This window comes from Methylorubrum rhodesianum, from assembly GCF_014199985.1.
GTDB classification, from domain to species: Bacteria; Pseudomonadota; Alphaproteobacteria; order Rhizobiales; family Beijerinckiaceae; genus Methylobacterium; species Methylobacterium rhodesianum.
Genome location: NZ_JACHOS010000020.1, coordinates 69088 through 80716, shown reverse-complemented (window position 1 = coordinate 80716; position 11629 = coordinate 69088). Strand labels below are relative to the sequence as shown.

Below are 11629 nucleotides of genomic sequence, written 5' to 3'. Positions count from 1 at the left end.
GACTTTTCTGTCATGGGTGCCGGGCGTTTGAGGACCGGCACGCGCGTGTGGCGCTCAGGAGGCCTTGACCGGGGCGCCCTTGACGCGGACCTCGGAGATCATCGTGCGCACCACCTTCACGCGCACGTTGGGAGCGATCTCGACCTCGATCTCGGAGGCGTCGTCCGCGACCTTGGTGACCCGGCCGACGAGACCGCCGGTCGTCACGATGGTGTCCTCGCGGCGGACGTTCTTCACCATGTTCTGGTGATCCTTGAGCCGGCGCTGCTGCGGGCGCAGGATCAGGAAGTACATGATCACGAAGATCAGAACGAAGGGCACGAATTGCAACGCGACATCCGCGCCGCTTCCGGCACCGGCTCCTTGCGCGAAGGCGGGGGTGATCAACGCCGAACACTCCTGATCGAGGGCATGCGGCCCGTGTGGCCCGGCGACGCCGGAGCCTTGCGACGACGAGCCTGCCGAAAAGCGCGCGGACTATAGCGACGGGTGATTCGAAAGCAACGCCGGGGTGATGCATCCGGGGCCGCACCGCCGTGGTTCCCCTGCCGTCCCGCCTCGGCCTAAAAGGCGCCACCTCAACGAGGGCCGCCGCCCTCCCTCGCAACCGGACCCGCCCATCATGGCCGCAGAGCCGACGCCCGCCGACCTTCTCCCGCTCTTGGAGCGGATCGCCGCAGCCCTGGAGCGCGCCGCCCCGCCCGTCGTCCCGAAGGTCGACACGAGCGCCGCCGACGCCTTCCTTTGGGGGCCCGAGCGCCGGCTGATCCCGGTGCCGCGGGTCAACCGGGTCGAGATCGGCATCCTCACCGGCATCGACCGGGCCCGCGACACCTTGGTCGAGAACACCGAGCGCTTCGCCCGCGGTTTGCCGGCCAACAACGCGCTGCTCTGGGGCGCGCGCGGCATGGGTAAGTCCTCGCTGGTCAAGGCGGCGCATGCCGAGATCAACGCCCGGCGCCCGGCGGGCAGCCTGCCGATGAAGCTCGTGGAGATCCATCGCGAGGACATCGAGGCCCTGCCCGAACTGATGAGCCTGCTCCGCAACGACCCGCACCGCTGGCTGGTCTTCTGCGACGACCTCTCGTTCGACGCCGACGACACCTCGTACAAGTCGCTCAAGACCGCGCTCGACGGCGGCATCGAGGGACGCCCCGGCAACGTGCTGTTCTACGCCACCTCGAACCGGCGCCACCTGCTCGCCCGCGAGATGGTCGAGAACGAGCGCTCCACCGCGATCAATCCCGGCGAGGCGGTGGAGGAGAAGGTCTCGCTCTCCGACCGGTTCGGCCTCTGGCTCGGGTTCCACAAGTGCAGCCAGGACGAGTATCTGGCGATGATCCGCGCCTACGTGGAGCGCCACGGTCTCAAGGTGGAGCCGGACCGGGTGCGGGCCGAGGCGCTGGAATGGGCCACCACCCGCGGCTCGCGCTCGGGCCGCACGGCGTTCCAGTTCATCCAGGATCTGGCGGGGCGGCTCGGGCAAACGTTGGAGGGATAAAGGTCGTCTTCCTTTCCACCCATGCTCCGTCATCGCCAGCGTCAGCGAAGCGATCCCGCCGCGCGGCCTGCCCCGATAGGGCGGCGCCCTGGATCGCTTCGGCCTTGCCTCGCCATGACGGAGGCGGATGATCAAACGAAAACGGCGGCCCCGCGCGGGGCCGCCGTTTTCGTTTCACGCGGTGAGAAGAACTCAGCCGCCGAGATGGGGCATCGGATCGACCGGGGTCGCGCCCTTGCGCAGCTCGAAGTGGAGCTGGGGCGAGGTGACGTTGCCGGTGGCACCGGACTTGGCGATGGTCTGGCCGCGCTTCACCTTCTCGCCGGGGCGCACGTCGAGCTCGCCGTTATGGGCGTAGGCCGAGACGTAGCCGTTGTTGTGCCGCACCAGAACCAGCTTGCCGTAGCCCTTCACGTCGGAGCCGGCATAGGCGACAGTGCCGTCCTCGGCCGCCTTGACCGGGGTGCCCTCGGGCACGGCGATGTTGATGCCCTCGTTGCCGCCGGAGCCGTAGCCGTTGATGATCCGGCCCTTGGCCGGCCAGCGGAACGACTCGGCCGGCGCCTGCGGGGCCGCCGCGGCCGGGATCGGGGCCGAGGCGTCGGCGCTGGCGACCTTCACGGGGGCGGCAGGCGCCGTCTCCTTCGCGGGGGCCTTGGCGGCTTCCTTGCTCTCCTTGGCGGCGGCCTTGGCGGCCGCTTCCGCGGCGCGGGCCTCGGCGAGCTTCTTGGCGGCGTCCGCCTTGGCCTGCTTGGCCTCGGCCTCGGCCTTGCGGGCGGCCTCCGCCTTCGCCGCGTCCTTCGCAGCGTCCTTGGCGGCCTCCTTCGGATCGAGCTTGGTCTCGGCCTTGGCGATCTTCTCGGTGCCCTTCTGGCCCGGACGCGGATGCGCCTTGGCGTCGGCCACTTTCTTCGCCTCGGCGAGCTTCTTCGATTGCGCGGCCTTCTCCGCAGCCTTGGCCTCGGCCGCCTTCGCTTCGGCGATCTTGGCGGCGGCAGCCTGGCGCTCGGCCTCGCGGCGGGCCTCGGCCGCCTTCGCCGCGGCGGCCTCGGCGGCGCGCTTCTCCGCTGCCTTCTCGGCGGCCTTGTCGGTGGGCTTGCCGAACTGGAGCTTGGGCTGCGGCGCCGGGGCGGAGGCGCGCGGCGTCATCGCGCGGCCCGCATCCGGGTTGAGGCCGGAGACGCTGCTCGCCATGCCGCCCGAGATCGGCTCGGCGGTCGCCACCCGGGTCGCGGTCCGGGCCGGGGCGGCGCTGATCGGGCCGGGGCGCGGCGACAGGGCCGGGCCGGGAGCGGGCAGCGCCTGGGACTGGATGCGCGGGGTGCGGATGGCCGGGGCCGGTGCCATCTCACCGCCGGCCCCGTCCTCCGGCAGGCTGCCGGTGGCCGAGGGCTCGCCCGTCAGCGAGGCGAACGGGTTGGTGAAGGGATCGCCGAGGCGCGAGGCGTCCGACGAGCAGGCGGCGGTGCCGCCGCCGATCATTCCGATGAGGGCGAAGCGCGACAGCGTCCTCAAGCCCAGAACTTTCCCCCGAACCCGCATCGACGCACCCGTTTGAACACTGACGCAACGTGATGCGCTATTCAAACGGGATTCAGGTTAAGCAACCGTTCCCGAGATGCTTGCGCGGATCGATTTCGCGCCAGATCCGTAAAGGTTGAGGAATCCTGGCGACGCGCCGGTTCCGTCCTCGATGCGCACAGCCGCCCCGCCGACGCGCGATCGGCGCGTGCGATCCGCTACGGCGCGAGCGACCGCCCCGGGGTGAGCGGGCCGAGGCGCAGGGCCGGCCCTTCCGTCCGCGCGAAGGCTGCCGCGCCGTCGCGCGTCAGGGTCACCAGCCGGCTTCCCCGCCCGGTCCAGAACCCGGCGACCAGCCGCCCGCCGGACTTGAGCGCGGCGGGAAGGTGCGGGGGCAGCGCGGCGAGGCTGCCGTTGAGCAGGATGCGGTCGTAGCTGCCGCCCCGTACGACCTCCGGCGCGAGCCCGTCGGCGGTCTCGACGGTGGCGTCGTCGAAATCGTGCCCGAGATGCGCCCTCGCGGCGCGGGCGAGCCCGTCGTAGCGCTCCAGGCTGCGCACATGGGCCGCGCCCAACCGCACCAGCAGGGCGGTGACGTAGCCCGTGCCCGTGCCGACCTCCAGCACCCGGGCGCCGGGGGCGATGTCGAGGGCGCCGAGCAGAGCGGCGACGACGCTCGGCGCGGTCATGGTCTGGCCGCAGGCGAGCGGCAGGGCGATGTCGCGCCGGGCATGGACGTGCAGGGCCGGCGGCGCGAAGCGCTCCCGCGGCACCCGCTCCATCGCCCGCAGCACGGCGGTGTCGCGCACGCCCCGCTCGCGCAGGGCCAGCACGAAGGCGGCGTTGCCCGTCGCCTCCGCCAGCCCGCGCGCGTCCCGATCCACGGTCTCAGACGGCATGGCCGCCGGATCGACCGCCTCCGCTCATGTCCGGAACGCCGCGGCGAAACGGGTCAGTTCCGGCTCGTCGGTGAGGTCGAGCCGCAGCGGCGTCACCGAGATGCGGTTCTCGGCGATCGCCTTGAGATCCGTGCCGTTGCCCGGCTCGAACCGCGCCTTGGCGAAGGCGAGCCAGAAATAGGGATTGCCGCGCCCGTCGTGGCGGGCGTCGATCTGCAGGAGCGCCTGGTTGCGCTGTCCCTGCGCGGAGACGGACACGCCCTGCACCTGATCCGGCTCGCAGTCCGGAAAGTTGACGTTGACGAGGATGCCGGGCTCGATCCCGATCTCCAGGATCTTGCGGATCACCTGCGGCCCGTGCGCGGCGGCGCAGGACCATTTCAGGTTGGCCCGCCCGCCCGCGCCGTAGGCCTGGCTGAGCGCGATCGCGCGGATGCCGAGGATGGTGCCCTCCATGGCGCCGGCGATGGTGCCGGAATAGGTCACGTCCTCGGCGACGTTCTGGCCGCGGTTGACTCCCGACAGCACGAGGTCCGGCTTCCGGTCCTTGAGGATGTGGGCCACCCCCATGATCACGCAGTCCGAGGGCGTGCCCTTCACCGCGAAGCGCTTGTCCGAGACCTGCCGCAGGCGCAGGGGATCGTTGAGCGACAGCGAGTGCGAGACGCCCGACTGGTCGTATTCGGGCGCGACCACCCAGACGTCGTCGCTGAGCTCGCGGGCGATGCCCTCCAGCGTCTCCAGGCCCGGCGCGTGGATGCCGTCGTCGTTGGTCACCAGGATGCGCATCAGTGGTTCGGTCCCTCGATCCGGGTGAGGCCGCCCATGTAGGGCTGCAGCGCCGACGGGATCGTGACGCTGCCGTCGGGGTTCTGGTAGTTCTCCATCACGGCGATCAGCGCGCGGCCGACCGCGACGCCCGAGCCGTTGAGCGTATGGACGAAATTGACCGCCCTGCCCTCCTTGGCCCGGTAGCGCGCGTTCATGCGCCGCGCCTGGAAGTCGCCGCAGACCGAGCAGGACGAGATCTCGCGATACGTCTGCTGGCCCGGCACCCAGACCTCGATGTCGTAGGTCTTCTGGGAGGCAAAGCCCATGTCGCCGGTGCAGAGCGTCATGACGCGATAGGTCAGGTCGAGCTTTTGCAGCACGGCCTCGGCGCAGGCGAGCATCCGCTCGTGCTCCTCGGCTGACTTGTCCGGCGCGGTGATCGAGACGAGCTCGACCTTGTTGAACTGGTGCTGGCGCAGCATGCCGCGGGTGTCGCGCCCCGCCGCCCCGGCCTCGGCGCGGAAGCAGGGGGTGAGCGCGGTGAAGCGCAGGGGCAGCTCGTCCTCGGCCAGGATGTTTTCGCGCACGAGGTTGGTGAGGGGGACCTCCGCCGTGGGGACGAGCCAGAAGTTTTTGTCGGTCCCCGCGGCGGGATCGATGTCAGGATCCTGCCGCTGCGTCTCGGCGAGCCGCTTCAGCGACTTGATGTAATCCAAGCCGTTGAACACGGAAAACTGATCGTTTTCGAACTTCGGCAATTGCGCCGTGCCGAACATTGCCTCGTCCCGAACAAGGATCGGCGGCGCGACTTCCAAATAACCGTGCTCGGTCGTGTGCAGGTCGAGCATGAACTGGCCGAGCGCCCGCTCCAGCCGCGCGAGCTGGCCCTTGAGCACCACGAAGCGCGAGCCGGAGAGCTTCGCGGCCGCCTCGAAATCCATCATGCCGGTGGCCTCGCCGAGTTCGAAATGCTGGCGGCCCTGGGCGAGGCGCTCGCGGGAGGCGTCGAACCGCCGGTACTCGACATTGCCGTGCTCGTCGGCGCCGGGGGGGACCTCCGCCTTCGGCCGGTTCGGGATCGCGGCGAGGCGCTCGTCGAGGATCTTGGCCGCTTGCGCCTGCGCCGCCTCAAGCTCTGGCGCCTCTTCCTTGAGACGGGCGACCTCGGCCATCAGCTCGGTGGCGCGGGCCTCGTCCTTCGCCTTCTTGGCGGCGCCGATCTCCTTAGACAGGGCGTTGCGCCGCTCCTGGGCGGCCTGCGCCGCCGACACGGCCGCCTTCCGGGCATCGTCGAGAGCGACCAGCTCCGCGCTCAGGGGCGAGAGGCCGCGGCGCTCGAGGTCGCGGTCGAAGGCCTCCGGGTTCTCGCGGATGGCGCGGATATCGTGCATTTCGGGGCTCTCGGAGTCTTGTGCGCGCGAGGGCCCCGCTTTGCCGCATCGCCCCCCGCACCACAAGAGCGGCCGCGCCGGCCCGCAACGGGCCCGGGCTACGCCTGGACGCCCCGGTTGGGACCCGAAGCGTCGGAGTTCCGGCAAAAGCCGGCGGGAGGAAGCGGCAGGGAGCTGTGCGCAGGATCGCGCCACTCGCGCTTGCGGATCGCGGCGGCGGCACCATTTCGTTGGAGAATCAGCACTTTCTCGCGGTTTCGGCGAAACACGGCTGCCTGCGAGCCCCAGCGTGGCCGTTTCTGAGCGCAGTCTATGAGAAATATAAGTGTAGGGTCCGCTTGAATTGCGCCCAACGGATTGTCTATATCAAGGGCGTCGAACACGAGGGGCCCGGCAAACGAACGGCCACCACCTCAGTTCGAGGTGAGGCGGCCCTGAAGCCGACCTTCGTATTCAAACTGCTACCAGGAGACACGCCATGAAGTGGTCTGCCCCCGTCGTTGCCGAGATCTGCGTCGGCATGGAAGTCACCTCCTATGAGTCCGCCGAGATTGACACCTTCAACTAAGAAGGCGTCGCCGGTCCTAGACCGGTTCGGTTTTGATCCATTCGTCCAACAGGAGAAACGTCATGAAGTGGTCCGCTCCCGTCGTTGCCGAGATCTGCGTCGGCATGGAAGTCACCTCCTACGAGTCCGCCGAGATCGACACCTTCAACTAAGAAGGCGTCGCCGGACTCGATCCGGTGAGATCCAGGGCGCTGCCTGCGAGGGCGGCGCCCTTTTCTTTTGCGCGTCACGACGAAAACCGGAAAGCCGGAGGGTTCACGATAGAACCCTCCGGCTTTCCGGCTTTGTGATGTCTGATTCGCTGATCAGAGGCGGTAGCGGATCTGGTCGGTCCAGAAGCGCTCCAGCCGGGTGAGCGCCTGGTTCAGGCGTCCGAAATCGTCTTCCGAGATGCCGCCGATCGGCTGGATCGTGCGGGCGTGCTTGTCGTAGAGACCCTGGATCAGGTCGTGGATCTCGCGGCCCTTCGGCGTCAGGCTGATGCGCACCGAGCGGCGGTCGGTCTTGGAGCGGGCGTGGTGCAGGAAGCCGGCCTCGACCAGCTTCTTGACGTTGTAGGACACGTTCGAGCCGAGATAGTAGCCCTTGGAGCGCAGCTCGCTCGCCGTCAGCTCCTTGTCGCCGATGTTGTAGAGCAGGAGCGCCTGGACGCTGTTGACGTCCTCCCGGCCGCGCCGGTCGAACTCGTCCTTGATGACGTCGAGGAGGCGGCGGTGCAGCCGCTCCACGAGGTGCAGCGCTTCGAGATAGGAGCCGGCGGCACCCTGGGTCTCGGGGGTCGTCTCGGTGGTCTTGAGGGCGGTGTTGGCGGCCTTCATGCTCATCGTGGTGCCTTCCTGTCGGTTCGTGCCGGCTCTTGCTGGCCGGCCTGGCTTATGAGGTGAACCTAGGCCGCACCGATGAAAGCCGATTTAAGCGACAGGATGAACTCGCGATTTACTTCTGTCGGTAAATGCAAAATGAAACGATGATGTTGACCTCTTGTTCAGCCTACATCGCGCGCCGCCAGCCAGGATAACACGAAGTAAACGGCGACAATGCTTGCCTGCACTGCGATCAGCGGCACCGACATCGGCAGGAGCTGCGGCGTCAGCAGCGCCAGGGTGAGCGCCGAGGTCGCGGCGAGCAGCCAGACCACCCCGCCCCAGGCGCTCGTCAGCCACAGGCCGACCGCCGCCACGAAGTCGATCACCGAGAAATAGACGATCGCCGATTGCCGCCCCATCGGCAGGTCGGCGAACGGCGTCCGTCCCGGAATCAGGTCGAGGATCTCGCCCCAGGTGGCGAGGCCCTTGGCGAGCCAGACCAGGGCGGTGATGCGCATGAACCAGACCAGCACCACATCCCAGCGGGTCTGCACCCGCGGCGCCGTGCCCTCGATCCGGTCGCCGTTCCCGGCGCTCGGGCGCCCGCGCCCGTCGAGGGTGCTGCCCACCTTGGTGAGCGCCCTCACGACCGGTCTCCCGGGCTCGCTTCCGCAACCGGCATTGCGCCGCACGGACCCTGACTGCCGTCGAAGCGGGGGTCAGCATCGTCGGGGGGAGCGAAGGCGGATTCAATCTCCGCACCGTCGACCTCGTCCAGGGAGACGGGGTGCCAGGCCGGCCGGTTGTCCTTGTCGATGATCACCGCCCGCACGCCCTCGTAGAAGTCCTGCCCGCGCATCACCCGCTCGGCCAGCCGGTACTCGGCGAGCATGGCCTCGGCAAAGCCGAGGTCGCCGCCCCGGCGCATCAGCGCCTGGGCGATGGTCAGGCTGGTGGGCGAGCGGGAGCGGATCGTCGCCGCGCTCGTCCCCGCGAAGGCGGATCCCTCCCGGGCCGCGGCATCGAGGCGGGCGAGCACCTCCGCGACGGTGTCGGCGGAGAAGCAGGCATCGATCAGAGCCCGCTCCGCGACGAGGGGCCCAGTTTGTGTCCCCGGCGCTGCGAGGCCGTCGAAGGCGTCGGCGATCGCGCCGCCCGCCGCCAGCCGGTCGATGATCGTCTCGAAATCGGCCGCCCGCGCGGCGTGGGTCGCCAATCCCACGGCGAGGGCGTCGCCCGCGCCGATCCGGGCGCCCGTCAGCGCGAGGTAGCGCCCGGTGCAGCCGGGCAGGCGCGGCAGGGCGTAGGTCGCGCCGACATCGGGGAAGAAGCCGATGCCGGTCTCGGGCATGGCGAAGCTGTAGCTCTCGGCCGCCACCCGCACGTCGCCGTGCAGCGAGATGCCGACCCCCCCGCCCATGACGATGCCCTCGATCAGGGCGATGTAGGGCTTCGGATAGGTCTTCACGGTGGCGTCGAGCCAGTATTCCCCGCGCCAGAACGCCATCACGTCGGCGTGCCGCCCGGCCCGGCCCAGGGCGTGGATCCGGCGGATGTCGCCGCCCGCGCAGAAGGCGCGCCCGCCCGAGCCGCGCACGACGACCCGGCTGATCCGCGCATCCGCGGCCCAGGCCCGGAGCTGGCGGTGCATCGCCTCCACCATCGGCAGGGTCAGGGCATTGAGCGCCCGCGGCCGCGTCAGGGTGATCAGCCCGGCCTCGCCGCGGATCTCGAAAACGATCTCGGGCGCGGCCAATTCCGCTCGCACGTCTTCACGCACGATTCCCGGCCCACCCGACATTCCGCGCTCCACCGCCGCGCTCCTCTCCGCCATAGCCGCACCCGCGCGGACGTCCGCTGCCCGGCGGCGCGGGCCTCTTAGACGAACTCCCGGCCGCAGCGTCAACGCGGCGCGCGGCGTCCGGCCCCGTGGCAGCCCCACCGCGGTCTCCCATGCGAGCGCAGCAGCGGCGCCCACCGCCCGACCGCCTTCGGCGAATTTTCACATTTGTTTGCCTAACGTCCCCTGATGAACGTCGATCTCCTGGCCGAGCAACGTCGATGAGCTGCCCCCATCTCGATCCGGTGACGGCCGATCTTGGCGTCATCGAGCCGCTGTCGTTTGCGAGAATGATCGAGACCCTCCCCATCGGCGCGATGACCTGCGACCTGAGGACCTTCACGATCGACTACGCGAACGCCTGCTCGATCCAGCTCCTGCACACCATCCGCGATTCCCTGGATTTCGACCCGGAACAGATCGTCGGAACCTGCATCGATGTCTTTCACCGCCAGCCCGGCTACCAGCGCGGGCTGCTCGCGAACCCCGATGCCCTACCCCACAAGGCGCGCATCCGCTTCGGCGACGAGTGGCTCGACCTGCACATCCACCCGCTGCCGGACTCGCAGGGCCGGGTCGTGCGCGCCCTGCTGGTCTGGGCGATCGCGACCGCCGAGGTGGCCAAGGAGAACGAGGAGTACAAGCTCCTGCGCATGATCGACGACATGCCGGTGGCGGTGATGACCGTCGATCCGGCGAGCTTCGCGATCACCTACATGAACGAGACCTCGAAGCGCACGCTCTCGCAGATCGAGAACCTGCTGCCGGTCAGGCCGGATGCCCTGCTCGGCCAGTCGATCGACATCTTCCACCGCCATCCCGAGCACCAGCGCCGGCTCCTCGCCGATCCGAGGAATCTGCCCCATCGTGCCCGGATCAAGCTCGGACCCGAAGTGCTCGACCTGCAGGTTTCGGCGGTGACGGGCACGAGCGGCGACTATATCGGACCGATGCTGACGTGGTCGGTGATCACCCAGCAGGTCGCCGCCGAGGCGCGGATCCAGCAACTCGCCCACTACGACACGCTCACGGCACTCGCCAACCGCACGACCTTCCGCGAGCATCTGGAGGCCGTCCTCCACCGGCCGCAATCCTGCCTTGGCCTGCTGTTCATCGACCTCGACGGCTTCAAGCTCGTCAACGACGCGAATGGCCATCTCGTCGGCGACGCTCTGCTGAAGCGGGTCGCCGAGCGGCTGCTCGGGCATTGCCGCGGCCCGGACGTGACCGTCGCGCGCCTCGGCGGCGACGAGTTCCCGATCCTGATCCAGGGCGGCGACACGGGGACCGCGACGGCCCTGGCCGAGGCCCTGGTGGAGGCTCTGGTCACGCCCTTCCAGATCGAGGACGGGCGGCGCCTGCAGATCGGTGCGAGCATCGGCATCGCCGTGGCGCCCCTGCACGGGACCGATTCGGAGACGCTGCTGTCGCGCGCCGACATCGCGCTCTACGCCGCGAAAGCCGCCGGCAAGAATACCTCCCGCGTGTTCCAGACGGAGATGGAGCAGCGGATGACGCAGCGCGTGCGTCTGGAGGCGAAGCTGCGGCAGGCGCTCGAGGAGAAGGAGGGCCTGTTCCTGTTCTACCAGCCGATCACCGATATCGCGACCGGACGGGTGACGGCGCGCGAGGGACTGATCCGCTGGCACCACCCGGCGCGCGGGTGGATCTCGCCCGGCGACTTCATCCCGATCGCCGAGGAGAGCGGGCTGATCGACGGACTCGGCACCTGGGTGCTGCACCGCGCCTGCACGGATGCGATGACCTGGGAGGACGGGGCGCGGGTCGCCGTGAACGTCTCTCCGCGTCAGCTCGGCACCGGGCGCCTGCACCAGGCCGTGCTCGCCGCCCTGGTCGCCAGCGGACTGCCGCCGCAGCGCCTCGAACTCGAGGTGACCGAGAGCGCGCTTCTCAACGACCATGTCGACTGCCTCGGCGAACTGCGCCGGGTCCGCGATCTGGGCGTGCGCATCGCGCTCGACGATTTCGGCACCGGCTTCTCGTCGCTGGCGCATCTGCGCGCCTTTCCGTTCGACAAGATCAAGATCGACGGCTCCTTCGTGCGCGACGCGACCAGCCGTCCCGATTGTGCGGCGATCGTCGGAGTCGTCGCCGATCTCGGCCGGCGCCTCGGCGTGACCACCGTGGCCGAGGGCGTCGAGACCGAGGCCCATCTGGCCCTCGTCACCGCGGAGGGCTGCAGCGAGGTTCAGGGCTACCTGCTCGGCCGTCCGGCACCGCGTCCGCGCGACGTGGAGGTGATCGAAGACCTCGTGGCGGGCGCGATCCGGAGGCGGGCGGAGCCGCGCGTCGAGGGGGAAGCCGCGTGAGG

At 69.6% G+C, this 11629-nt stretch carries 12 protein-coding genes; 4 read left to right on the top strand and 8 right to left on the bottom strand.

The features are described from left to right. Positions 1-54: 54 nt before the first annotated feature. Entirely contained in the window at positions 55-387 is a 333-nt protein-coding gene (gene yajC, locus HNR01_RS23500) for a preprotein translocase subunit YajC (RefSeq protein WP_017483888.1), read from the bottom strand. Between the two features lie 235 nt (positions 388-622). Between yajC and HNR01_RS23495 the strand changes: the two genes are divergently transcribed. Continuing rightward, a complete protein-coding gene (locus HNR01_RS23495) occupies positions 623-1501 on the top strand; it encodes an ATP-binding protein (protein ID WP_017483887.1) in 879 nt (292 codons plus the stop codon). Positions 1502-1693: 192 nt separating this feature from the next. Here the strand turns inward: HNR01_RS23495 and HNR01_RS23490 are convergent, their stop codons facing one another. From HNR01_RS23490 to serS, 4 genes are all read right to left on the bottom strand, one after another. Continuing rightward, positions 1694-3043 (bottom strand): murein hydrolase activator EnvC family protein, encoded by a 1350-nt coding sequence (locus HNR01_RS23490; RefSeq protein ID WP_026105429.1) that lies wholly within the window; start codon positions 3041-3043, stop codon positions 1694-1696. A 197-nt stretch (positions 3044-3240) separates the two neighbouring features. Beyond that, complete coding sequence (locus HNR01_RS23485) at positions 3241-3921, bottom strand: protein-L-isoaspartate O-methyltransferase family protein (RefSeq protein WP_043376961.1); 681 nt, start codon at positions 3919-3921, stop codon at positions 3241-3243. Positions 3922-3945: 24 nt separating this feature from the next. After that, entirely contained in the window at positions 3946-4710 is a 765-nt protein-coding gene (gene surE / locus HNR01_RS23480) for a 5'/3'-nucleotidase SurE (RefSeq protein WP_017483884.1), read from the bottom strand. Then, positions 4710-6083: a serine--tRNA ligase gene (gene serS, locus HNR01_RS23475; protein ID WP_183670193.1), complete on the bottom strand. Its 1374-nt coding sequence runs from the start codon at positions 6081-6083 to the stop codon at positions 4710-4712. The genes surE and serS overlap by 1 nt, the downstream gene beginning before the upstream one ends. Before the next feature lie 478 nt (positions 6084-6561). Between serS and pqqA (HNR01_RS23470) the strand changes: the two genes are divergently transcribed. After that, entirely contained in the window at positions 6562-6651 is a 90-nt protein-coding gene (gene pqqA / locus HNR01_RS23470; RefSeq protein ID WP_015857429.1) for a pyrroloquinoline quinone precursor peptide PqqA, read from the top strand. A gap of 62 nt (positions 6652-6713) precedes the next feature. Then, positions 6714-6803, top strand: coding sequence for a pyrroloquinoline quinone precursor peptide PqqA (gene pqqA / locus HNR01_RS23465; protein WP_015857429.1), 90 nt, complete (start codon positions 6714-6716; stop codon positions 6801-6803). 153 nt (positions 6804-6956) lie between these two features. On the opposite strand, the gene ldtR is transcribed toward pqqA (HNR01_RS23465), so the two are convergent. The 3 genes from ldtR to HNR01_RS23450 all read right to left on the bottom strand — a co-directional run bounded on the left by ldtR (position 6957) and on the right by HNR01_RS23450 (position 9258). Further along, a complete protein-coding gene (ldtR, locus tag HNR01_RS23460) occupies positions 6957-7475 on the bottom strand; it encodes a transcriptional regulator LdtR (RefSeq protein WP_017483882.1) in 519 nt (172 codons plus the stop codon). A 161-nt stretch (positions 7476-7636) separates the two neighbouring features. After that, on the bottom strand, positions 7637-8104 hold the full coding sequence (locus HNR01_RS23455) for a DUF6163 family protein (RefSeq protein WP_017483881.1): 468 nt from the start codon (positions 8102-8104) through the stop codon (positions 7637-7639). Further along, positions 8101-9258, bottom strand: a complete 1158-nt coding sequence (locus tag HNR01_RS23450; protein ID WP_183670191.1) for an enoyl-CoA hydratase/isomerase family protein — start codon at positions 9256-9258, stop codon at positions 8101-8103. The genes HNR01_RS23455 and HNR01_RS23450 overlap by 4 nt, the downstream gene beginning before the upstream one ends. 260 nt (positions 9259-9518) lie before the next feature. Between HNR01_RS23450 and HNR01_RS23445 the strand changes: the two genes are divergently transcribed. Then, positions 9519-11627 (top strand): putative bifunctional diguanylate cyclase/phosphodiesterase, encoded by a 2109-nt coding sequence (locus HNR01_RS23445; protein WP_183670190.1) that lies wholly within the window; start codon positions 9519-9521, stop codon positions 11625-11627. The last annotated feature ends 2 nt before the right edge of the window (positions 11628-11629 follow it).